Origin of the sequence: Humibacter ginsenosidimutans, from assembly GCF_007859675.1 — a bacterium.
Taxonomy (GTDB): domain Bacteria; phylum Actinomycetota; class Actinomycetes; order Actinomycetales; family Microbacteriaceae; genus Humibacter; species Humibacter ginsenosidimutans.
Genome location: NZ_CP042305.1, coordinates 3,020,085 through 3,043,663 on the forward strand (window position 1 = coordinate 3,020,085; position 23,579 = coordinate 3,043,663).

The window sequence follows — 23,579 nt, forward strand, 5'->3', positions numbered from 1 at the left end:
GTCCCCAGTATGACTCGAATCGACACCGCCCATGACGCAACGACCCTCCATCGCTCCGACGACACGGCGCTCGTCTCCACCCTCGCCAGGGAGGTCGTCGCATTCGCCGCGATGCCGAAGGGCCTCGTGCGGCCGCGTCGTCCGCGCGGGGACTTCGCGCGAACGCTGCGCGACGCGCCGTTTCCCGAGGCGAGCGCGTCGGTGACGCTCACCGCGTTCCGTCAGCCGGTGCGCGACATTCCCACCCTCTCCACGGCGGAGGGGTTGCGACACCCCTCCCGGGTCGGCAACGCGATGACGAGCTTCGTGGTGAAGCATCCCGATGCGACCGTGCTGGTGGATGCCGCGCTCTGCGACGACTTCGAGCCTCGCGTGCTGAGCCACCTGCCTTCGCCATACCGCGTGTTCGTGCGGCCGGCGGAGGGCTCGCGCAGCGTTCGCGCATCGCTCGCCGACGAGGGCCTCACGTTCGCCGACGTGGACTTCGCGCTCGCGACGCACCTGCACTGGGACCACGTCTCGGGCCTCGTGGATGCCCCCGATCTCGTGCTGCACGCCACGCGCGCCGACTGGGAGTGGGCGATGAACGGACCTCGGGCGCCGATCGGCGTGGTGCGCGAGGCGTTGCGCGGACGCGCGACGGAGCTGTTCGAGCTCGACGGGCCGCCCGTGCTCACGTTCGAGCGCAGCCACGACCTGTTCGGCGACGGATCGGTGACCGCCGTCGGGCTCGCCGGTCACACTCCGGGCAGCGTCGGCTACCTGCTGCACCTCGGCGACGTGGGGCTTCACACTCCCGCGAGCGCGCGGTGGGTGCTGCTCATCGGAGACGCGGTGTGGCACGGCGTGCAACTGGACCACCGACGGCAGAAGCCGACCTTCCCGGGGAGGCTCGTCGATGCGGACCGAGACGCGGCCTACGAAAGCATCCAGCGCATCGCGGCACTCGCGGCGGGCATCCCCATCGTGGCCACGCACGACCCGGATGCCGCAGCACCGTTCTTCGCGCCGGCCTGAGCGCACCCGTGGCGATACTCGCTCGGCACGGCGGGCGAGTGGCCTCCTCGACGGCTACGTGCGCAGCACGACGTTGAGGGGCTCCTCGCCCGCGAGCATCCGCTCGATCTGCCGGCGCAGCAGCTTCGCCATGCGGGGCATCATCGCGCTCGTCGCGCCGCCGACGTGCGGTGAGATCAGCACGTTCGGCAGGGCGAACAGAGGATGCCCGTCGGGCAGCGGCTCGGGATCGGTCACGTCGAGCGCGAACCGCAGCCGGCCCTCCGTCGCGTGCTTCAGCACGGCATCCGTGTCGGCCACGGGGCCGCGCGCGATGTTGACCACGAGGGCGCCGTCGGGGAGCGCGGACAGGAACGCGTCGTCGACCAGGCCGCGGGTGGCATCCGACAGCGGGGTGCCGATCACGACGACATCGGCCTCGGGCAGCAGCTGCGGCAGCTCGTCGATGCCGTGCACGTGCACACCGTCTTCGTCGCGCGCCCGGGATGCCACGCGTGTCAGTTCGACCTCGAAGCCCGCCAGCCGCGCCTCGACGGCTTTGCCCACCCCGCCGTAGCCCACGATCAGCACGCGTCGGTCGGCCAGGCTGGCATACCGGGCGGGCGCCCACCGCCCGTGCTCCGCCGCACGCACGAAGTCGGGGATGCCGCGCTGCGCCGCGAGCATCAGCGCGACCGTGAGCTCGGCGGTGGACGCCTCGTGCACGGATGCCGCGTTCGCGAACACGACGCCGGCGGGCAGCACCTTCACCACCCCGTCGTAGCCGATGGACTGGCTCTGCACGAGCCGGGTGCGCACTCCGGCGAGGGCGCTCAGCACCGCGGAACCGCCCATGTACGGCGGCACCACGATGTCGAGCTCGTCGCGTGGCGGAGCCGACTTCAGGTCCCAGGTGACGAAGTCGACGTCCGTCGGCGCCGCTCCCGGCAGCGCCTCGTACGCGTTCAGCAGTGCGGACCCGGGAAGACTGACGACGATGCTCACGCGTTCGAGCGTACGGGTGATGCCGCGTGCACGCCCGCCCGTGCTGGCCCCGTCAGCGACACCTCGAGCCGTGAGGGTGACGCGACGCGCGTCAGCGCGGCTCGTAGCGCGTGGTCGGTTGTGTGGCGATCACGAGGCGGCGCAGGTCGCCCAGGATGCCGCCGATCGCTCCGGCGGTGCGCGCCTGCACGAGCACGTTGCCGAGTGCGGTGGCTTCCACAGGCCCCGCGACCACGGGAACTCCCGCTCGGTCAGCGGTCGCCTGGCACAGCAGGGCGTTGCGGGCACCGCCGCCGACGAGGTTGATAGTGCCGAGGGGCACGCCCGTGAGAGTGGATGCCCGTGCCGCCGCCCGCGCGAACGCCTCAGCCAGCGACTCCACGATGCTGCGCACGAACTCGGTGTGCGTCGCGGGCACAGCACCGCCCGCCTCCGCGCAGAGCTGCGCGACCCGAGCAGGCATGTCGCCCTGCGGCATCAACCGCGGGTCGTCGATGTCGAAGACCGTGAATCGTGTGTCGACGCGAGCGGCCGCCGTGAGCAGGGTGGGCAGGTCGGTGACCTCGCCCCACGCCCTCACGCACTCGTTGAGCACCCACAGCCCCATCACGTTGTGCAGGAGTCGGGTGGTGCCGTCGACGCCGCGCTCGTTCGTGAACCCCGCGTCGCGGGCTTCGGCCGTGAGCACGGGCCTCGGCGATTCGACGCCGACGAGACCCCACGTGCCGCACGAGACGAATGCCGAGCCGGGCACAGCGAACGGCGTCGCGACGACGGCCGAGGCCGTGTCGTGCGAGCCGACGGCCACCACCGGTGTCGACTCAGGCAGGTCGAGGCGTGTGGCGATCTCGGGGGTGAGCGTGCCGATCAGGCTTCCGGGGCGCACGATCGGAGGGAGGATGCCCGCCGGCACTCCGACCCGCTCCGCCAGCTCCGCATCCCACCGCGGCTCCGGCTCACCGGCGGGCACGAGGCCCGTGGTCGACGCGTTCGTCTCCTCCGCGACCCGCACGCCGGTGAGCCAGTACGCGAACAGGTCGGGCACGAGCACGATGCCGTCGCCTCCGCGGTGATCGCCGTCGCTGACGTCGCTTCGGTGGGCGTCGAGATCGTCCCCGTCATGCTCTATGCCGCTGGCGGCATACTCGCGGAGGTCGGGGTCTGCCGCGAACTGGTAGAGCGTGTTGAACGGCAGGAACTGGAGGCCGTTGCGCGCGTAGAGCTCGGGGAAGGGGACGAGACGATGTACGGCATCCACGCCCGCCTCGTGCCGCGCGTCACGGTAGTGGCGCGGGCCGGCGACGAGTTCGCCGTGTCGCAGCAGGCCGTAGTCGACGGCCCAGGCGTCGATGCCGATCGACGCGATGCGCTCGCCGCGTCGAGCAGCGGATGCCGCGGCATCCGCGAGCCCGTCGAGCACCGCCTCCCGCAGCGCGGCGACGTTCCAGTGCAGCCCGTCGGCGCGCCGCACGGGCTCGTTCGCAAAGCGCGCGATCTCGTCGAGCTCGAGGACGGGGGGATTCTCGCCCGAGTCGTCACCGGAATATGCCCGACCGAGCATGACTCGGCCACTCGTGGCACCGAGGTCGACGGCGGCGACCACCACGGGTGAAGCGTCGCCCGAACCCGAACCCGTGCCCGTTCCGGACGTTTCCGCCCGTCCGGCCGGGCGCGGACGTCCGGAAGGGCGACCACTTCTCGTGGTGCTCACCGCAGGAACGCCGCGGCGACGCCGGCGTCGACGGGGATGTGCAGTCCGGTCGTGTGGTCGAGGTCGCTGGCGCAGAGCACGAACACCGCGTTGGCGACGTTCTCGGGCAGCACCTCGCGCTTGAGCAGGGTGCGCTGCGCGTAGTACTCGCCGAGCTTCTCCTCGGGCACGCCATAGACGGCGGCGCGCTTGGCGCCCCAGCCGCCGGCGAAGATGCCGGAGCCGCGCACGACGCCGTCGGGATTGATGCCGTTCACCTTGATGCCGTGCTCGCCGAGCTCGGCGGCGAGCAGCCGCACCTGGTGCGCCTGGTCCGCCTTGGTGGCCGAGTAGGCGATGTTGTTCGGGCCGGCGAAGACGCTGTTCTTCGACGAGATGTAGACGATGTCGCCGCCGAGTCCCTGATCGATCATCACCTTTGCCGCAGCCTTCGAGACGAGGAACGAGCCCTTCGCCATCACGTTGTGCTGCAGGTCCCAGTCGGCGACCGTCGTCTCCAGCAGCGACTTCGACAGCGACAGACCGGCGTTGTTCACCACCAGGTCGAGGCCGCCGAACGCGAGCAGAGCGGCATCAACGGCAGCCTGCACGGCGGCTTCGTCGGTGACGTTCGCCTGCACGCCGACGGCGACGTCGCTCGAGCCGATCTCTGCGGCCGCGGCGGCCGCCCTCTCGAGGTCGAGGTCGGCGATCACGACGCACGCGCCCTCGGCGGCGAGCCGCTTCGCCGTGGCGAGCCCGATGCCGGATGCCGCACCCGTCACGAGCGCGACGCGCGTCGCGAGCGGCTTCCGAGCCGGCCGGCGCTGGAGCTTGGCTTCCTCGAGCGCCCAGTACTCGATGCGGAACTTCTCCGCCTCGTCGATCGGCGCATACGACGAGACGGCCTCCGCGCCGCGCATCACGTTGATGGCGTTCACGTAGAACTCGCCCGCCACTCGCGCGGTCTGCTTGTCGGCGCCATAGCTGAACATGCCGACGCCCGGGATGAGCACGATCGCCGGGTCCGCACCGCGCATCGCGGGAGGCTCCTCGCCTCGAGCGCGCGCCGCAGCGGCGCCGCGCTCGTAGTACGCCGTGTAGTCGGCGCGATACGCCTCGTGCAGTTCGCGCAGGCGCGCGATCGAGTCCTCTGCCGACGCATTCGCCGGCAGGTCGAGCACGAGCGGCTTCACCTTGGTGCGCAAGAAGTGGTCGGGGCAGCTCGTCCCCAGCTCCGCGAGCCGCGGATGCTCCGCGCGAGCCACGAAGTCGAGCACCACGTCGCTGTCGGTGAAATGGCCCACCACCGGGTGATCGGTCGACGCCAGCCCGCGCAGCACGGGCGCGAGCGCCGCGGCCTTCGCGCGGCGGGCATCCTCGGGCAGGGCCTCGTAACCGTCGATGACGGAACCGAAGGGCTCCGGATGCCCGTGCTCCGCGAGGTGGGCCGCCGCGGTCTCGATGATCCACAGCGAGTTGGCCTCCGCCTCCTCGCTGGTGTCGCCCCACGCCGTGATGCCGTGCCCGCCGAGGATCGCGCCGATCGCGCCGGGGTTGTCGCGCTTCACCGCGGCGATGTCGAGCCCGAGCTGGAAGCCGGGGCGGCGCCACGGAACCCACACGACGCGGCCGCCGAAGGCGTCCTTCGTCAGCTGCTCGCCGTCTGCCGCAGTGGCGAACGCGATGCCCGAGTCGGGGTGCAGGTGGTCGACGTGCGCGGCATCCACCAGCGCGTGCATGGCCGTGTCGATCGACGGCGCGGCGCCGCCCTTGCCGTGCAGGCAGTAGTCGAACGCGGCGACCATCTCGTCTTCGCGCTCGACCCCCGGGTACACCTCGGGCAGAGCGCGCACGCGGTCGAGGCGCAGCACTGCGAGGCCGCTCTCGGTGAGAGTGCCGAGGTCGCCGCCCGAGCCCTTCACCCAGAGCAGCTCGACCGGCTCACCCGTGACGGGGTCGGTCTCGCTGCCCTTGGCCGAGGTGTTGCCGCCCGCGTAGTTCGTGTTGCGGGAATCGGCGCCCAGACGATTGCTGCGGGCGATGAGCTGAAGCGCGGTGGGGTTCGTCATGCGGTGGTTCCTTCTGAGGTCAGTGGGCTCAGCGCCGCGATGCGCGCGGCGAAACGCTCGATGGATGCCGTTGCAGCCGCTTCCTCCGGCCTGTTCAGGTGTCCATGAACGGTGCCCGGCTCCGTGGAGACGTCGATGTCGACGCCGGCAGCGCGCAGGGTGGCGGCGAACGCCTCACCGGAGACCCGCAGCTCGTCGACCTCGCTGTTGATCATGATCGTCGGCGGAAAGTCGCGCAGCTCGGCGGGCGTCGCGATGCCGGGGGCGGCCATGGTGTCGGCATCCTCCGCCGGGCCGCCGAGGTAGTTCTCGTACATGCGCCGCACCGCGTCAGGGCCGAAGTGATCGGCCACCGGGTCGGCGTCGAGGGCGGCACGCAGCGTGGCGTCCGGTGCGGGCTGCACCGCGAGCAGGGTCGGATACGCCAGCACCGCGAGCGCGGGAATCGGTCCACCCTCGGCGATCAGGCGCAGCGTCGCGCCGGTCGCGAGGTTGCCGCCGGCGCTTGCGCCGCCGAACGCCCACGCGCCGGACGCCGGTCCGGATGTCACCGCCCACCCGAAGGCGAACGCCGCTTCCTGCGAGGCGGTCGGGTAGTGAACGTCGCCGCGCGACGCCTGGTCGGGCTCCAGAGCCGGCGCCAGGCGATAGTCGACCGAGACGACGACGATGCCGCGGGACGCGAAAGCCCTCGCGACCCAGTCTCCCTCGGCCATGTCGAGGTCACCGGCCCAGAAGCCGCCGCCGTGCAGCCACACGAGCCCTGCGGCGGCTCGCTCGGTCGGCCGATAGATGCGCACGGGCAGTTCGCCGTGCGGTCCGTCGAGCACCCGATCCTCGGTGGTGATGGTGGCTGCTGTGATCGTGTCGTCGCTCGGTGTGGACGCGCTCATGCGCCCCATCCTGCCTGGGTTCCGCCGACGCGCTCCTGCTCGATCCTCTGCTGATAGCCGGATGCCGCATAGGCCGACATCGGGTCGGCGGGAAGCCCTCGAGACTCCCGCCAGTCGGCGAGGTCGCCGCGCACATCCGTGTAGAAGGCATCCATCACGATGCCGTTCGCGGCCAGCACGTCACCGGATGCCTGCGCGGCGCCGAGCGCGTCACGATCGACGAGCAGCGCCCGCGCCGTCATCTCCTGCACGTTGAGCACCGAACGGATCTGCCCAGGGACCTTCTTCTCGATGTTGTGACACTGGTCGAGCATGAACGCGACATCGGGGTTGGCGTATCCGCCGCCGCGCACGACCTCGAGGATGATGCGGAACAGCTGGAAGGGATCCGCCGCGCCCACGATCAGGTCATCGTCGGCGTAGAACCGCGAGTTGAAGTCGAAAGAGCCGAGCTTGCCGAGGCGCAGCAGCTGCATCACGATGAACTCGATGTTGGTGCCCGGCGCATGATGCCCGGTGTCGAGGCACACCACGGCCTTGTCGCCGAGAGCGCTGACCTGCGCGTACGACGTGCCCCAGTCCGGAACGTCGGTGTGATAGAACGCCGGCTCGAAGAACTTGTACTCCAGCACGAGGCGCTGGTGCTCGCCGAGCCGCTCGTAGATCGCCGACAGCGAGTCGTGCAGGCGGTCCTGCCGGGAGCGCATGTCGTCCTGGCCCGGATAGTTGGTGCCGTCGGCCAGCCAGATCTTGAGATCGCGGCTTCCGGTCTCGTTCATGATGTCGATGCACTCGAGGTGGTGATCGATCGCCTTCTGGCGAATGCGCGGGTCGGAGTGCGTCACCGAGCCGAGCTTGTAGTCGTCGTCCTGGAACGTGTTCGAGTTGACCGTGCCGAGCTTCACACCGTTGTCTTCGGCATGCCTGCGCAGATCGGAGTACGAGGGCACCTTGTCCCACGGGATGTGGAGCGCCACGCTCGGTGCGAGACCGGTGTGCTTGTGCACCTGCGCGGCATCCGAGATCTTCTCGAACGGGTCGCGAGGAACCCCGGCCTGACCGAACACCTTGAACCTGGTGCCCGAGTTGCCGAACGCCCAACTGGGGAGCTCGATGGCCTGCTGGGACAGCAGGTCGAGGGTGGCCGACGGAATCGTCATCGTAGTGCCTTTCGTGCGGGTTCCGCGTCGTCGCGGAGGAAGAGGAGAAGAAGGACGTGGTCGTGAGGCGCAGGGCGGCGAGCCCTCGGTCAGGTGCGGTCATCCGTGCCGCTCCGGCATGCGAGGCGGCCGTCCGGCCCGATGTCGTGCAGAAGGCCATCGAGGTTGAAGACCTCGGTCAGCCGCTCGGATGCCTGGTCGGCGCGTCCGTCGAGTGAGACGAAGAAGCGACCCATCTCGGCCTCCCAGCGCGCCGCCACCGCGGAATCGGCGAGGTAGCGCTCGCTGGATGCCGCGTCGTCCGTCTCGAAGTAGCCGATCAGCTCACCGTCGTCGGCGAGGAAGAGCGAGTAATTGCGGCGGCCGGATGCCTCGATCTCTCGCAGCATCTCCGGCCATACCTCCGCATGGCGCCGACGGTATTCGTCGAGCAGCTCGGGGCGTACGTGAAGACGGAAGCACACGCGTTGCGGTGACGTCATCGGCAAGCCCTTTCCCTCTGTGATCTCGGCAGGTGGTCGAGTCCGGTGATCCGATGATTGAATCGTTTCATAATCCTTGTTCGAGTGCAATGCCACAGGGCTCACGCGACTCGGTCGGCCGAGAGGGCGTGAACGCCGGCTTCGAGCGTGGCGGGCGCTGTCGATGACCAGCCTGCGGGGAGAACGAGGTCCGCGTGGATGCCGACGGGCACGGTCACCCGCAGTGTCGCGGCATCCGCGTCCCGGCTCCAGTCCACCGCGAGGCGCCCGTACGGCGTGTCCACGTGTGCTGAGCACGAGTCGAGCACGCCGTCGAGGTCCGGAGCGATGCGTGATCGTCGATATCCCGGCTCGACGAGATCGATGCCGGCGAGGCGTCGCATCATCCAGTCGACGACGCACCCGAAGGCGTAGTGGTTCATCGAGACCCGGTCGACGGTGCCGTCTTCGTGCACCGCATGCCAGGCCTCCCAGATGGTGGTGGCTCCGTGGTCGACCTCGTACAGCCACGAGGGGGCCGTGTCCTGCATGAGCAGGGTGCGGGCGAGGTCGGCATGGCCGTTCTCCCAGAGCACGTCGAGCAGGTAGGGCACCGAGACGAAGCCCGTGTCGAGGTGATCGCCTGCCTCGTGGATGAGCTCGACGAGCCTGCCGATGACGAGGTCGCGCCGGCCGGCCGGCACGGCGTCGAACGCCAGCGCGAGCACGTAGATGCCCTGCATGTTCGGCGCGATGAACCCGTCTGCGTCGACGTACTCGGCAGCGAAGGCGGCCCGAACCGCTGCAGCCTGCCGTCGCCGCGTCTCGGCAGCCGCCGTGTCGCCGAGCTCGTCCTCTGCGGAGGCGAGCAGGTCGAGCGAGAGCAGCTGGAACAGCGGCCCCGTCAGTTCCGCCGTGAGCCTCGGTGCGTTCATCATCGCGTCGAGCTCATCGTCGCCGTCGCCGAGAGTCGACGGTGCAAGCCAATCGCCGAAGTTGAAGGGGCCGTTCCAGAGCAGCTCGTGGTGGCCGCGCTGTTCGTCGCTCAGATCCGTGTCGCGCAGGCGGGGCGGCAGCACGTCGGCAGCGCTCTGGGTCTGGTGGTCGACCCAGTCCCGCATCGCGCCGACGTTGTCGGCGAGAAATCGGAGATCCCCGTAGTGGCGGTAGAGCGCCCACGGTGCGATCGTCACGGCGTCGCCCCAGCCGGCGGCGGCCCGGATTCCCGAGAGCCCTTCGTCGACCGCCACCGGATCGTCCATCGCGGGCGGCATCGGCACGATGATCGGCACCACCCCGTCGTGCGCCGACTGGTCCGCACGCAGATTCGCGAGCCATCTGTCGAGGAACGACGCCACGCCCATGAGGGTCGAGGCGGTCGGCGCGAAGATCTGCAGGTCGCCGGTCCAGCCGGCACGCTCGCGCTGCGGACAGTCGGTCGGCACGGCGAGAAAGTTCGACCGCTGCGACCACAGCGTGTTCTCGACGAGACGGTCGAGCCGAGCATTCGACGAGGCGAACGACGCGGTCTGCTCGAGGTCGTTCGCGATCACGATCGCGACGAAGTCCTCCGCCAGAGGGGTGCCCGGATAGCCGATGAGCTTCACGTAGCGAAAGCCGTGGAAGGTGAACAGCGGCTCCCATGTCTCGCCACTCGCGTGTCCGGCGAGCACGTATTCGTCGGCCTGGTCTTTGTTGACACCGAGGATGTTGTCGAGAAAGTTGCCGTCGGCATCCACGACCTCGGCGTGCTCCAGTCGCACCACCGTGCCCGCCGCACCTCGCACGGTCATGCGCACTCGGCCGGCGACGACCTGGCCGAAGTCGAGAACCGTCTCGCCCGACGGAGTGGAGAGGATGTCCGCCACCGTCAGCTCGCGCACCCGCCGCACCGGCTCGCCGATGAACGGCACCAGCGGCATGGCGACCTCCGGTGCGCCGGCGACGACGACCGTGCCCGGCTCCCAACCCGCGGCGTCGAAGCCGGGGGAGTCCCAGCCCGGTATCTCCCGTCTGGCGTCGTATCGCTCGCCGATGAAGATGTCCGACCAGTCGATCGGACCGCGCGAGCTGAGCACGGTCTCGTCCGGCGTGATCACGGTGCGGCTGTCGTCGGCGAAGGTCAGTTCCAGCCGCCAGGTGGCCCGCAGAATGCGTCCGTACTGCGCGCTGCGACCCAGGATCGAGATGCGGCCCGCATACCAGCCGTCGCCGAGGATCACGCCGAGTGCGTTCGATCCGGCGTGCACGAGCGACGTGACGTCGTGCGTGTGCACCGAGATGGAGTGCTGATAGCTCTCGTAGCCGGGTTCGAACAGCTCGTCGCTCGCCGGAACGCCGTTGAGCGACGAGCAGTTCACGCCCTGGCTGCTGATGCGAAGGCGGGCAGCAACGGGCGCTTCGGTGATCGTGAACTCCTGACGCAGGAAGCGCGGCGGGTGCAGCCGTTCGCTCGGCGCGGGTGCGCCGGCCGCCGGCGCGAACGAGTCCGGGCCGAGCGTCATCGGCCCTTCGACGAGAACCGGTTCCTGTCGCGGCTCGAACCACGGGGCATCCCAGGTGTCGAGGCCGATGCCGAACTTCCCGGATGCCCGCACCTCGCGTTCGTCTCCCGCGAGCCGCACGGCGAGCTCCCACGTGTACTCGGTTCCCGGCTCTCCGACGAAGCCGGGAACGCTGACGGCCACGGAGTCAGCGGCATCGATCCAGTCGGTGTCGGCGACGGGCTCTCCGGCGACCCGTCCGTTGGCGGCTTCGAGAATCCGGATGCGATACCCCGCCTGCCCGAGCGTCGACGCGTCGTCAGCGTCATCGGCGACCACGTGCCAGAAGAACGCGGGTGAGCACCGGGCGATGGCCATCGGGCGATCCAGATGATCGACACGAAGGCGGTCGAGGTGGGCCATGGTGACTCCTTCGTCATGGGTGCGGATTGGCCGAGGGGCGCGTCCAAGGACGGGGCCCACAGCGCGACCGGCTTTTGCTTTGAAACGATTCAAGAAAGAATCTAGGTGTACGGCGCCGCCCGCGTCAAGGGATCGAACCACCCTTGGGCTCCGGTGCGGAGTGCGCTCCAGCTCGCGGGCTCGGCGCGTAGTGACGCGGCACCGGCCCGGCAGTGGACTGATTCGTTTCAGTCCGCGAGGATGGGCTCGGGCGGAACGAACCGGCAAGATGAGCAACAGCGCGACAGTGCGTTCAGGAGGTCCTCATGGTCAGTGTGCGCGATGTTGCGATCGCAGCGGGCGTCTCGGTCGGCACCGTGTCGAACGTGCTCAACAGGCCGGATCGGGTCGCAGCGGCCACCGTCGAGCGGGTCAACGCAGCCATCGCCGACCTGGGCTTCGTGCGCAACGACGCCGCGCGCCAGCTTCGGGCGGGCCGGAGCAGGAGCATCGGGCTGATCGTGCTCGATGTCGGCAACCCGTTCTTCACCGACGTCGCTCGTGGCGCCGAGACCCGGGCTGCGGCCGACGGGTTCTCTGTGCTGCTCGGCAACAGCGACGAGTCCACCTCCCGCGAGGGCGGCTACCTCGACCTCTTCGAAGAACAACGGGTGCACGGCGTGCTCATCAGCCCCGTCGAAGACGACCTCCCGCGGCTGCGCACGACGCGGGAACGAGGCATCCCGGTCGTGCTCGTGGACCGCGAAGCGCCTGACCGCAACTTCTCGTCCGTCGCCGTCGACGACGTGGCGGGAGGCCGTGCGGCCGCCGAGCACCTGATCTCGATCGGCCGCAGGCGCATCGCGTTCGTGGGCGGTCCGCAGTCGATCAGGCAGGTCGCCGATCGACTCGCGGGCGCGCGCATCGCCGCCTCGGAACGTGCAGAGGTGGCTTTGGAGTACATCCCCACCTCGTCGCTCACCGTTCGTGCGGGAGCCGAGGCGGCGAAGACCTTCCTCGCCAGGGACCCCTCGCAGCGGCCCGACGCGGTGTTCGCGGCCAACGACCTGGTCTCCATCGGTGTGCTGCAGGCCGCGATGCTCACGGGCGCCAAGGTTCCCGATGACCTCGCGATCATCGGGTACGACGACATCGACTTCGTCGCGACGGCGACGGTGCCGCTCACCTCGATGCGGCAGCCGGCCGCCCTCATCGGACACACCGCCGTCGACCTGCTGCTGGGTGAGGCGGAGCACGGCGAGGGTTTCGAGCCTCAGCAGGTCGTGTACCAGCCGGAACTCGTCGTGCGTCAGTCGACGAGCGGCTGACGCTCCATGGAGCATCAGGAGCGGGCGCTCGCGGCCTACGTCGACGACGTGCGCGACGACGACGACGTGCTCGCGGTCATCCTCGTCGGCTCGCTGGCGCGGGGAACCGAACGCGAGACGTCCGATGTCGATGTCTACCTGGTCGTCACCGACGAGCGCTTCGCTCGCGCGACGCGCGACAGCAGCTTCGCGTGGACCGCGCGCAACGGGGTCGACTATCCCGGCTCGTACATCGACGTGAAACTCGCGAGCCCCGCCTATCTGGCGACGGCGGCCGAACGCGGAGACGATCCGACAAGGGCGTCGTTCGCCGGCGCCAGGATCGCCTTCTCCCGGGAGCGGTCGTTCGACGGCCTGCTCGCGAAGATCGTCCGGCTCGACGATGACGCGTGGGACGAACGCGTGCGCTCGCACGTGGCGCAGGCGCGTCTGTACGGCGGCTACTTCCTCGTTCAGGGCGAGCAGCGCGGAGACTCGTTCCTCGCTCGCCACGCCGCGGTGCACCTCGCGCTCGCGGCGGCGCGGGCCGCGCTGGCGGCCGCGCACGTGCTGATGCCCGGTCCGAAGTACATCTCGGGCCTGGTGCGCTCCGTTCCTTCCCCGGAAGGCTTCGTGGATGCCTGGCAGCACGCCGTCGATGAACCGGGCCTCACCACAGGCAGCGAACTGCTGAACCGCCTGACCGACTGGCTCGGGCACGGCATCACGCCCGACGAGGCGTTGTCGACGTTCATCCGCGACAACGAGCTCACCTGGTTGCGCGGCGGCGTGCCCGCCGAGTACCTCTGAGCACCGGCGGGCACGTTCGGTTCAGCCCTTGACGGCGCCGCTCGTCATGCCTGCGACGATCTGCCGGTTGAAGAAGATGTACATGATCAACGGCGGAATCGTGATGAGCAGGATGTTCATGAACAGCAGATTGAACTGGCTCACCGACTGGCTCTGGAAGTTGTAGAGCGTCAGCTGCACCGTCGGGTTGTCGCTGCCGGGCAAGAAGTACAGCGGGCCGGTGAAGTCGTTGAAGACCGCGACGGCCTGCACGACGACCACGGTCACGACCACGGGACGCAGCAGGGGCAGGATCACCTGGAAGAACAGCCGCATCGCTCCCGCGCCGTCGATGATCGCCGCCTCGTCGAGCTCTCTCGGGATCGTCGCGACGAAGGCCCTGAACAGCAGGATCGCGAAGGAGAGCCCGAAGGTCGCCTCGACCAGGATCATCCCCACCAGCGTGTCGAAGATGCCGAGTCCTTGGAGCACCCAGATGGTCGGCACCACGGCGGGCGGCACGATCAGCCCGGCGAGCACGAGGAAGTTGACCAGATGGTTCAGTCTGGTGCGCTTGCGCTGGAGCAGGTAGCCGACCATGGCGGCGAAGACCACCATGATGGCCACGCTCACCACGGTGAGCACGATGCTGTTGATGAACGCGGCAAGCAGCTGGTAGTCGTTCGTCTGGATGACGTCGATGAAGTTCTTCGAGATCTGCCAGTCGGTGGGCCAGGTGAAGCCCATCAGACCCGCTTGTTTCGGGTCCTTCGCCGCTTGCAGAACGATGAAGATGAACGGCACGAGAAAGACGACCACCGACACGAGGATCGCGATGATCCCGAGCAGGTACTTGCGGGTGAACCGCCGGAACGTCATGGGGCGGCGTGCCGGCTTGTAGCGGCCGGTGCCGTTCGGCCCCATCGTGGTGATGGCTTTGGTGACGGTCACAGCTCCGCCTCCCTTCTGTTCAGGAACCATTGGACGGGCAGCATGATGGCCGTCACGACCAGGAACAGAATGACGTTGCCCGCCGTCGACAGACCGAAGAACCCGGCCTGGTACTGCTTGTAGATGACCGAGGCGATGACGTCGCTGGAGAAGCCGGGGCCGCCGTTGGTCATGGCCCAGATCAGGTCGAACGACCGCAGGCCGCCGATGAGCGAGAGGATGATCACTGTCGCCATCGCGGGCCGCACCAGCGGCAGCGTGACGTTGCGGAACACCTGCCAAGCGCCTGCGCCGTCGACGCGTGCCGCCTCGAAGTACTCGGACGGAATCGCCACGATGCCGGCCATGAAGATGAGCGTGGCGATGCCGACGCCCTTCCAGATGTCCACGCCGGCCACGGTGAGCAGCGCGAGGTGGGGATCGGTGTACCACCCGGGCTGGGGCAGGTGGAAGAACCCGAGCACCTGGTTCACGACGCCGTGGAACGGGTCGAGCAGCGCCTTCCACGTGAGCCCGACGCCGACGGTCGAGACCAGAACGGGGAAGAAGACGACAGCGCGCAGATAGCCGCGGCCGAAGATCGGGCTGGTGAGCAGCAACGCGAGTCCGAGGCCGAGCACGACCTTCGCGGCGGAGGTCACGAACCCGTAGATGAGGGTGTTGACGAAGCCCTGCGTCAGCGCGGGCGTCTGGAAGAACTGAACGAAGTTGCCGAAGCCGATGAACTGCTGGCTGAAGAGCGTCCACCGGGTGAGGGCGAAGTAGAACGACGAGAACGTCGGAAGGGCGAAGAAGACGAGATACAGCACCCCGGCCGGAATGTAGAACCACGAGGGATACGGGCTTCGGATGCTGCGGCGGCGCTCCTTCTGCGGGCCACCCGACGTCGTCGGACCCGCTTTCTCTACGCGCAGGGCTGCGGTGGTCATGGGTACTCCCTGATCAGGGAGTCGGGGGTCGACCGATGAAGCTCGCCGACCCCCGACTCTCACTCGATTTTTTCGGACGTGCTGCCGGATCACCAGCCCTTGATGCCGAGCTGCTGAGCCTGCGCCTTCACGTCCTGGTCGTACTGCTGGGCACCGACCTGGGCGGTCGTGGTGCCGGAGCCCACGCCCACGAGGATCGTTTCGAGGTTCGGTCCCTTGATCGGCGAGAGGAACTCGAGGGCGACGCTCGCCTTGTCGTCCTTGATGTAGTTCTGCACGTCGCCGATCAGTGCGGGAACGCTCGACGGCAGCGTGCAAGCGCTCGTCGAGTACGGGCCGGCGGCGGCACCGGTCTTGTTCTGCACGTCGCAGCCGGCCGGCGAGTTGAGGAACGCCACGAACTTCTTGGCGGCGTCGAGCTTGTCACCCGTCGTCGTGTTGGGAATGTAGAGAGCGTTCGGCTCCCACACCGTCAGCGACGTGACCGACGAGCTGGCTGCCGGGATGGCGAACACCCCGATGTCGTTGACGCTGTCCGGGTTGTCCTGCTCGACGGTCGCGATCGCACCGGTCAGCATCGGGTACTGCGCCGCCTTTCCGGTGGCGAGGGCATCCATCGCCTGTGCGTTCGTCATCGAGGCGAAGTCCTTGTTGACCAGACCGTCCGTGCGGATCTCTGCGGTGTGCTGGAAGCCCTCGAAGGCCGGCGGGTTCACGTACTTCGCGTCGCCCTTGTTGTTGGTGTAGTTCGACGCCCAGTTCGGGTCCTGCTTCGCGACGTTCGCGAAGTCTCCGAGAACCAGCAGCTGGCTGGTCCAGGTGTCGCCGTACGACTGCAGGATCGGCGTCACCCCCGGGTCGGCCGACGCGATCTTCTTGCTGTTGGCGACGAACTCATCCCACGTCGTGGGAACGGAGAGCCCGAGCTTCTCGTAGATCTTCTTGTTGTAGAGGATGCCGCCGGCCTGCGACGTGCCCAGTGGCGCGCCGTACACCTTGCCGCCCGCCGTGACGACCTCTTTGAAGTTCTTGTCGAGGTCTTTGACCCAGCTCTCGTTGCTGAGGTCGACCATGGTGGTCTTCGGGTTCAGCGCTTGGAACAGCGAACCCGAGTTGTAGTGGAAGACGTCGTCCATGGTCTTGGTCGACAGCTTCGTCTTCATCAGGTTGTCGCCCTGCGTGCCCGCCGGCTGGGTGTCCATCTTGACCTTGATGTTCGGGTACTTCTTCTCGAACGCCGCGATCAACGCCTTGCCCTGTGCCGTGTCTGCTGCGTCGTTCTGGGTCAGGAAGGAGATGGTCACCTTGCCGCCCGAACTGTTGCTCGTTCCGCCGAAGCCGCTGCACCCTGCGAGAGCAAGAGTGGCCGCGGCGACGGACGCGGTCGCCACCAGGACGCGCCGCATGGGGGAGAACTTCATCCCGTTACCTCCTTGTAATGCGAGACGGTTCGTTCCGCTCGCCACCGGGGAAATCTTGAACGGCAATTGAAACCATTCAACGACTCGAACGATACGGGGACATTGAGGCATGGTCAAGAGTTGAGCCGGTATCGGCATCACGATCACGTAACGCGGGACCGGTCTACTCCCTTATTGGTGCTCGTTACTATGAATCGTTTCAGCTGAAGATGGATGCTCCGCCGCGGTCGCCGACGACCACGGGTCGTCCCTGCGTGGGACCACGAAGGCGATGGGCCGCCACCCCGAGGAGTGACGGCCCATCGCCGTTGCAGTCGTCTGCCGGGGCGGGCCCGGACGGATGTCACTCCGCTGGCAGCTCCACGGTCGCCGAGACGTGTCCGCCGGTCAGTGGTCGATCGTCGGCGCCCGGCAGCCGGAGCAGGCCGTCGACGCCCTCCGGCAGATCGGCGTCGACGGTGAGCGTGCCGTCGGCGATCGTCCAGTGCACGGCAATGCGCCCGTGCCGAGTCTCGAGTGCGGTGTCGACGTCGGTCAGTCCGCCGCCCGGCTGGGGTGCGATGAGCACCGAGGCGTAGCCGGGCGTGAGCGGCGCGATGCCGCCGACGACACGGTGCATCCAGTCGGCGACGGCGCCGAGCGCGTAGTGGTTGAAGCTCGTCATCTCGCCCGGATTGATCGTGCCGTCGGGCAGCATCGAGTCCCAGCGCTCCCACACCGTGGTGGCGCCCATCGTCACGGGGTAGAGCCACGATGGGCACTCGCGCTCGAGCAGCAGACGGTAGGCGACGTCGACGTGGCCCGTCTTGGTGAGCGCGTCCGTGATGAACGGCGTGCCGGCGAAGCCTGTTGAGATGCGGTAGCCGGCCTGCTCGGCGAGCTCGGCAAGACGTCGACCGGCGAAGTCCTCGTGCTCGGGGCTGAGCAGCCCGAACTCGATCGCGAGCGAGTACACGGTGGTGCAGTCGCTCAGCACGATGCCGTCGCCGGAGACGTAGCCGTCGTTGAACGCGCGATGCAGTCGCGAGGCGATCGCATCGAACTCGGCGTGCTCCGCGGCAAGGCCCAGCACTTCGGCGACCTCCGCGACGATGCTCGCCGACCGGTAGATCGCGGCCGTCGCGACGACGCCCTTGTCGGCCTTTGCGCGAGCGGGGTCCTCCGGCGGGGCATCCGGGTCGAGCCAGTCGCCGAACTGGAAGTTGCCGTCCCAGACCCCGGCAGACGAGAGCAGTGACTCGACACGGCGCACGTGGGATGCCATCGAGTCGAACTGCCTGCGCAGCACGTCGGTGTCGCCGTAGGCCTGGTACAGAGTCCATGGCACCCAGACGGCCGCGTCGCTCCAGATCGCCGTCGAGTCGACAGGTCCGAACTCGGTCGGACGCTCGCGGTCGGCGTACTTGAGCACGTCGGGAATGACGAATCCGACGATGCCGTCGTGGTGCCCCTGCTCGAGGTCGAGGTCGACGAGCCAGTCGGAGAGGAACGAGTCCACGTCGAAGAGGAAGGCGGCCGTCGGCGCGAAGGCGGCGATGTCGCCCGTCCAGCCGAGCCGCTCGTCGCGCTGCGGGCAGTCGGTCGGCACGTCGACGAAGTTGCCGCGCATGCCCCACACCACGTTCTGGTGGAACTGGTTGAGCAGCGGGTCGGAGGTGGTCATCGTGCCGGTACGGGGAAGGTCGGAGCCGATCACGATCGCCGTGACGGCCGCCGGATCGAACTCGCCCGGCCATCCGCTGACCTCGGCGTAGCGGAATCCGTGGAACGTGAAGGTCGGCTCGAACTCATCGTCACCGCCGCTGAGGATGAACCGGTCCGTCGCCTCCGCGGACCGCAGAGGGCGGGTGCCCAGCTCTCCGTGTTCGAGCACCTCGGCGTGACGCATCGTGATCTCGGTGCCCGCCGGTCCCTGCACGCGCACGCGCAGCCATCCCACCAGGTTCTGGCCGAAGTCGAGAAGCGTCTTGCCGCTGGGCGACGTGATGACCTCGGCGACGTCGAGCGTGTTCCACCGTGTGACTCCCGGGCCCAGGTAGGGCGCGAGCGTCGTCGTGTCGAAGTCGACGGCGTGCACGCCCGTCCAGCCGTCTCCGGCGAATCCCGGATGCTTCCAAGCGTCGTCTTTCAGACGTGCGTCGATCGTCTCCCCGTCGTAGAGGTCGTTCGCGAGCACGGCGCTCGGGCCGCTCGTCCAGTTCTCGTCGGTGGCGATCACCTGCCGGGATCCGTCGGTGAACTCGATCTCGAGCTGTGCGAAACCGGCCAGCTCGGAGCCGTAGAACCAGCCCCTGCCCGTCCAGCCGAGGCGGCCGCCGAACCAGCCCTTGCCGAGAGCGATGCCGAGTACCGTGTGCTCGTCGATGAAGTCGGTGACGTCGTAGCTCGCGTAGCGGAGCCGCCATTCGTAGCTGCTCCAACCGGGCGTCAGCACGTCGTCGGACGCGGCGCGGCCGTTGAGCCACGCCTCGGCGATGCCGTGGGCGGTGAGCTTGAGGGTGGCGCGGGACACGGGCGCATGGCCGTTCTCGAGGGTGAACTCGGTGCGGAGCAGCGGGGCTCCGTCGAAGGCCGAGTCGGGGGCGATCATCTGGGCGTGCCACGTCATTGTGCGTTCGTTCTCCTGGACCGAAATTGAAACGCTTCAATCAAAGCATTTCAACTGAAGCTATGTGTTGGGCACTCGTGTGTCAAGGCATCGTTGTGACGATTCAATCCCGTGTTGCCCCGGGCGGGGAAGGGCCGGTGAGTGCGAGGCGAGTCCATGTCGCGGAGCTCATCGCTGCAGCGCATCGCCCGTGCTGCCGCGCACGGTGATCACGGGCTCGAACGAGACGTCCTCGTCGGGAGCTCGCCCTGCGAGCAGGGCGAGCAGGCGGTCCGCTGCCTGAGTTCCGAGGGCTTCGACCGGCACCGACGCGGTGGTGAGCGGCGGGGTCGTGTAGGCGGCGAACGGGATGTCGTCGAAACCGGTCACCGAGACATCCTGGGGCACCCGAACGCCGCGCTCGCTCAGAGCGCTCAGCAGCCCCATGGCCACGAGGTCGTTGAACGCGAGCACCGCGGTGGCCTCGGATGCCTGCACTCCGTCGGCAGCGCCGTGCCCGGCCGCGAAGTCCACGCCGCCAGGCACTTCCCGAACCGTCACCTCCGGATGGTCGTCGACGAACGCGCGGATGCCGGCGCGGCGAGCAGCGTCGGACTCGGCTGCACTGGCACCGGAGACGTAGGAGATGGTCCGATGGCCGAGCTCCGTGAGGTGAGCGAGCAGCTGGAGGATGCCCGACCGGTAGTCCACCGAGACCGATGGTGCGGCATCCGACGATCGGTTGACGAGCACGGCGGGTCGCAGCGCGGGCAGCAGCCGCGCGAGCGTCTCGTCGGACATGCGCGGCGCGCAGAGCACGATCCCGTCGCATCGGCGACGCGCAGCCATGGCGAGCTCGGGCTCCTCGTCGGCGCTCTCGAACGAGTCGGCCACCAGCACGTGGTACCCGGCTCGAGAGGCGGTCGACGTCAGTCCGCGCAACACGGCCTGGAACACGGGATTCCCGAGGTCGGGAACGACGACGGCGATGGTCTGCGTCGCGCCGAGCACCAGACTTCGCGCCAGGGGGCTCGCGGCGTAGCCGAGTGCGAGTGCCGCCTCGTGCACGCGGTCGGCCATGGCGCTGTCGACCGTCGTGCTTCCGTTGAGCACGCGAGACACCGTGGAGAGGGAGACGCCGGCTCGCGCTGCAACGTCGGAGATGCGGGGCGGCTTCGTGGCAGGAATCTGCGAACGGGTCATCGTCGGGTACAGTAGCAGAAAACGTTTTCTGGACGCTTGCCGCCGCGAATGGACTCTGTTCGCGCGGATTTCCTGTCGCATCCGGCCCTCATGCTTCGCCCATGGGGGCCCGTCGCGACGGGAAATCGGAGGAGGAATTCCACGTGTCCACTGCATGCCCCGGCCTGATCGCGACGCAGTTGCAGGCACGGGGGAAAGGAGCCGGCCAGTGAGTCGCATCCTCGTCACGGGCAGCTCCGGCCGCCTCGGGCGCAGTGTCATCGCCGTGCTGGCCGACGCCGGCCACGAGCTCGTCGAAGTCGATGTCGCGGTCGCCGAGGAAGAGGTCAGACGGCACACGCAGCGGATCGCCGCAGACCTGACCGACGCGGCCGTGGCATCCGACGTCATCGCAGGCGCGCGCGCGGATGCCGTCATCCACCTCGCCGCGATCGCCGTGCCGTTCAGCGCGCCCGAGCAGCACATTCTGCGCACGAACGCGACGCTCGCGTACAACGTGATGCAGGCCGCGGTCGACGCCGGCGTGCGCAAGGTGGTGACGGCATCCTCTCCGACGGTCTTCGGCTACGGAGCTCCAGCAGGCTGGGTGCCGGAACGGCTGCCGCTCGACGAAGACGTGCAACCCCGGCCGTGGAATGCGTACGCGCTGTCGAAGCTCATCGCAGAGCGCACCATGCAGATGTTCGCGGCGCAGAAAGGCGATGCCGTGCGGCTCGCGGCGTTCCGCCCGTGCTACGTGATCGCGCCGGAGGAGTGGCAGGGCGTGCCGACGCAGCAGGGCCACACGGTGTTCGAGCGGCTGCACGATCCGGCGCTCGCCGCGCCCGCGCTCTTCAACTACGTGGACGCCCGCGACGTCGGGCGCTTTCTCGACACCCTGCTGGCGTCACTCGACGACATTCCCAACGCGCAGACCTTCATCGTGGGGGCGGCGGATGCCCTGGCCCGCCGCCCGCTCGCGGAGCTCATGCCGGAGTACTGGGCGCAGACCGGACGACTCGCCGAGGGTCTCACCGGAAGGGCGCCCGCCTTCTCCATCGAGAAGGCGTGCAGGCTGCTCGGCTGGGAGCCGCAGCACGACTGGCGCAGCGAACTGGGCGAGCAGACAGACCAAGCAAGGAGCGTGAGATGAGATTCGACGGTGTGCTGTTCTTTCCCGTGACGGCGTACGCGGCAGACGGCTCGGTGGATGCCGCGCTGACGGCCGAACACGTGGCATCCCGGCTGCCGCACGCGCCTGGCGGCGTGTTCCCCGCATGCGGAACCGGCGAGTTCCACGCGCTGAGCGCCTCCGAGGTCGGCGAGGTCGTGAAGGCGACCGTCGAGACCGTGAACGGCGCGGTGCCGGTGGTCTCGGGCGCGGGCGGTCCGCTCGGGCACGCGATCGAGTGCGCGAAGCGTGCGGCGGATGCCGGCGCCGACGCCCTGCTCGTGCTCCCGCCGTACCTCGTGGCAGGGCCCGTGTCGGGAACCGCGGCGTACGTCGAGGCGCTGCTGGCGGCATCCGACCTGCCGGCCATCGTCTACCACCGCGGGTCGGCGCAACTGAACGAGGATGCCGCCACCCGGCTCGCGCAGAACCCTCGCGTCATCGGCTTCAAAGACGGCGTCGGCGACCTGGGCGTGGCGCAGCAGCTCGTGCGCGCCGCTGCCGCGACGGATCGCGACGACCTGACGTTCTTCAACGGGCTGCCGACCGCGGAGCTCACGCAACAGGCGTACCGGGCGATCGGGGTTCCGCTCTACTCGTCGGCGGCCTTCGCGATGGCACCCCGTGTGGCGAAGGCGTTCTACGAGGCGTACGCGTCGGGCGACGACGCGCGGCGCATCGAGATCCTCGACGCGTTCTATCTGCCGCTCGTTCGGCTGCGCGACGAGACTCCGGGCTTCGCGGTCTCGCTGGTGAAGGCCGGCGTGCGACTCGATGGACTGCCCGTCGGTGGCGTGCGTCCCCCGCTCGTCGACCCGACGCCGAGGCAGCTCGACGAGCTGACGCGCATCCTCGCCATCGGCGACGAGCTGGTCGGCGGGGCGTGAGCCCCTTCGACGTCGGTGCGTCGATCGGTGCCGTGCCCGGGCTCGGACGCATCACCACACTGCGAACCCGGCCGATCGATGTGCCCCTGATCCGGCCGTGGGGACCCGACGTGCTCGAGCATCACCTGATCGAGGTGCTCGTCGACACGGAGTCGGGTGTGATCGGCCACGGGTTCAGCTGGACGCCGTCGATCGGCGCCGGTTCCGTGCGCGCCATGCTCGACCGCGACATCCACGACTTCGTCGTCGGCCGCGACGCCGACGCACGTGCGCTGTGGGCGCCTCTCTGGCGTCACCTGCACGAGGCCGGCTCCGGTGGGGTCACCACGATCGCGATGGCCGGGCTCGACCTCGCGCTGTGGGATGCCGCGGGTCGCGCCGCGCAGAGGCCGGTCGCCGAGCTGATCGGGGCGAGGCGGGCATCCGTCGAGGTGTACGGGAGTGGTGTGAACCGGCACTACTCTCGCGACGAGCTCGTGGCGCAGGCGCAGCGGTGGGCGGATGCCGGGCACTCCCTGGTGAAGATGAAGGTCGGCGGGCGCCCCCTCGCCGAGGATCGCGAACGGGTCGCAGCCGTGCGAGCGACGATCGGTCCCGACGTGGAGCTCGCCATCGACGCCAACCAGCTCTGGACGCTGGAGGAGGCCGAGCGCGCCATCGGCGAGTTGAGCGAGTTCCGGCTGTGCTGGGTCGAGGAGCCCTTGCTGTCCGACGACCTGCTCGGTCATGCCGTGCTGCGCTCCCGCGTCGGCGTGCCGATCGCCATGGGCGAGAACCTGCACACCGCCCAGCGGTTCCGCGAGGCGACGGAACTGGGCGCTGCGGACATCCTGCAGCCCAACGCGATCCGGGTCGGCGGCATCACGCCGTACCTCGAGATCACGGCCGAGGCGGACGCCGCCGGCATGCCGGTGTATCCGCATCTGCTGCCCGACCTCTCCGGGCAGCTGGCCATGACGATGGCGCGGCCCACACCGATCGAGGACGTCGAGGATGCCTCGTTCGAGCGCCTCGGCATCCTCGCCGAACCCGCGCCACTGTCGATCGACGGCACGCTCGCCACGTCGCGCGAGCGGGTGGGCCTCGGCATCGTGTTCGCCTGACGCGTCACGTGTCCTCACCGGCCTACTCCCGAAAGTGGGGGTATCGCGGGCGCCGGGGTGCGTTCACGATGATGACGCCATGCCGCCGAC

18 protein-coding genes are annotated in these 23,579 nt (G+C 68.9%); 6 read left to right on the forward strand and 12 right to left on the reverse strand.

Annotated features, from left to right (window positions below):
- Positions 1 to 9: 9 nt before the first annotated feature.
- The gene (locus FPZ11_RS13925) at positions 10 to 1,017 is read left to right on the forward strand and encodes an MBL fold metallo-hydrolase (RefSeq protein WP_146321743.1); all 1,008 of its coding nucleotides are present in this window, start codon (positions 10 to 12) and stop codon (positions 1,015 to 1,017) included.
- Between the two features lie 54 nt (positions 1,018 to 1,071).
- Here FPZ11_RS13925 and FPZ11_RS13930 read toward each other — a convergent pair whose 3' ends face one another.
- The 7 genes from FPZ11_RS13930 to FPZ11_RS13960 all read right to left on the reverse strand — a co-directional run bounded on the left by FPZ11_RS13930 (position 1,072) and on the right by FPZ11_RS13960 (position 11,183).
- Entirely contained in the window at positions 1,072 to 2,001 is a 930-nt protein-coding gene (locus FPZ11_RS13930) for a 2-hydroxyacid dehydrogenase (protein ID WP_437438602.1), read from the reverse strand.
- A gap of 91 nt (positions 2,002 to 2,092) precedes the next feature.
- A complete protein-coding gene (locus tag FPZ11_RS13935; protein WP_146322906.1) occupies positions 2,093 to 3,562 on the reverse strand; it encodes a rhamnulokinase in 1,470 nt (489 codons plus the stop codon).
- Between the two features lie 146 nt (positions 3,563 to 3,708).
- On the reverse strand, positions 3,709 to 5,763 hold the full coding sequence (locus FPZ11_RS13940) for a bifunctional aldolase/short-chain dehydrogenase (RefSeq protein ID WP_146321744.1): 2,055 nt from the start codon (positions 5,761 to 5,763) through the stop codon (positions 3,709 to 3,711).
- Positions 5,760 to 6,656 (reverse strand): alpha/beta hydrolase fold domain-containing protein, encoded by an 897-nt coding sequence (locus FPZ11_RS13945; protein WP_146321745.1) that lies wholly within the window; start codon positions 6,654 to 6,656, stop codon positions 5,760 to 5,762. Before FPZ11_RS13945 ends, FPZ11_RS13940 begins: the two co-directional genes overlap by 4 nt.
- Complete coding sequence (gene rhaI / locus FPZ11_RS13950; protein WP_146321746.1) at positions 6,653 to 7,816, reverse strand: L-rhamnose isomerase; 1,164 nt, start codon at positions 7,814 to 7,816, stop codon at positions 6,653 to 6,655. Before rhaI ends, FPZ11_RS13945 begins: the two co-directional genes overlap by 4 nt.
- 89 nt (positions 7,817 to 7,905) lie before the next feature.
- A complete protein-coding gene (locus FPZ11_RS13955) occupies positions 7,906 to 8,298 on the reverse strand; it encodes an L-rhamnose mutarotase (RefSeq protein WP_146321747.1) in 393 nt (130 codons plus the stop codon).
- A 101-nt stretch (positions 8,299 to 8,399) separates the two neighbouring features.
- Complete coding sequence (locus FPZ11_RS13960; RefSeq protein ID WP_146321748.1) at positions 8,400 to 11,183, reverse strand: alpha-L-rhamnosidase; 2,784 nt, start codon at positions 11,181 to 11,183, stop codon at positions 8,400 to 8,402.
- Positions 11,184 to 11,488: 305 nt separating this feature from the next.
- On the opposite strand from FPZ11_RS13960, the gene FPZ11_RS13965 reads away from it, so the two are divergent.
- Together FPZ11_RS13965 and FPZ11_RS13970 are read left to right on the forward strand one after the other, a co-directional pair.
- A complete protein-coding gene (locus FPZ11_RS13965; RefSeq protein ID WP_146321749.1) occupies positions 11,489 to 12,490 on the forward strand; it encodes a LacI family DNA-binding transcriptional regulator in 1,002 nt (333 codons plus the stop codon).
- A 6-nt stretch (positions 12,491 to 12,496) separates the two neighbouring features.
- Positions 12,497 to 13,279, forward strand: coding sequence for a nucleotidyltransferase domain-containing protein (locus tag FPZ11_RS13970; RefSeq protein WP_146321750.1), 783 nt, complete (start codon positions 12,497 to 12,499; stop codon positions 13,277 to 13,279).
- Between the two features lie 21 nt (positions 13,280 to 13,300).
- Here FPZ11_RS13970 and FPZ11_RS13975 read toward each other — a convergent pair whose 3' ends face one another.
- The 5 genes from FPZ11_RS13975 to FPZ11_RS13995 form a co-directional block, all read right to left on the reverse strand.
- Complete coding sequence (locus FPZ11_RS13975) at positions 13,301 to 14,137, reverse strand: carbohydrate ABC transporter permease (RefSeq protein WP_146322907.1); 837 nt, start codon at positions 14,135 to 14,137, stop codon at positions 13,301 to 13,303.
- A gap of 68 nt (positions 14,138 to 14,205) precedes the next feature.
- A complete protein-coding gene (locus tag FPZ11_RS13980; protein WP_146321751.1) occupies positions 14,206 to 15,138 on the reverse strand; it encodes a carbohydrate ABC transporter permease in 933 nt (310 codons plus the stop codon).
- Between the two features lie 89 nt (positions 15,139 to 15,227).
- Positions 15,228 to 16,559, reverse strand: a complete 1,332-nt coding sequence (locus FPZ11_RS13985) for an ABC transporter substrate-binding protein (RefSeq protein WP_146321752.1) — start codon at positions 16,557 to 16,559, stop codon at positions 15,228 to 15,230.
- 343 nt (positions 16,560 to 16,902) lie between these two features.
- Entirely contained in the window at positions 16,903 to 19,167 is a 2,265-nt protein-coding gene (locus FPZ11_RS13990) for an alpha-L-rhamnosidase (protein ID WP_246846272.1), read from the reverse strand.
- 168 nt (positions 19,168 to 19,335) lie between these two features.
- Positions 19,336 to 20,349 (reverse strand): LacI family DNA-binding transcriptional regulator, encoded by a 1,014-nt coding sequence (locus FPZ11_RS13995; protein ID WP_146321753.1) that lies wholly within the window; start codon positions 20,347 to 20,349, stop codon positions 19,336 to 19,338.
- 208 nt (positions 20,350 to 20,557) lie between these two features.
- Between FPZ11_RS13995 and FPZ11_RS14000 the strand changes: the two genes are divergently transcribed.
- The 3 genes from FPZ11_RS14000 to FPZ11_RS14010 are packed head-to-tail and all read left to right on the forward strand — an operon-like array spanning position 20,558 to position 23,489.
- Positions 20,558 to 21,481 carry an NAD-dependent epimerase/dehydratase family protein gene (locus tag FPZ11_RS14000; RefSeq protein ID WP_146321754.1) on the forward strand — a complete coding sequence of 308 codons (924 nt, stop codon included), beginning with the start codon at positions 20,558 to 20,560 and terminating at the stop codon, positions 21,479 to 21,481.
- Positions 21,478 to 22,386: a 5-dehydro-4-deoxyglucarate dehydratase gene (locus tag FPZ11_RS14005; protein ID WP_146321755.1), complete on the forward strand. Its 909-nt coding sequence runs from the start codon at positions 21,478 to 21,480 to the stop codon at positions 22,384 to 22,386. The genes FPZ11_RS14000 and FPZ11_RS14005 overlap by 4 nt, the downstream gene beginning before the upstream one ends.
- Positions 22,383 to 23,489, forward strand: coding sequence for a mandelate racemase/muconate lactonizing enzyme family protein (locus FPZ11_RS14010; protein ID WP_146321756.1), 1,107 nt, complete (start codon positions 22,383 to 22,385; stop codon positions 23,487 to 23,489). Before FPZ11_RS14005 ends, FPZ11_RS14010 begins: the two co-directional genes overlap by 4 nt.
- Positions 23,490 to 23,579: the final 90 nt, after the last annotated feature.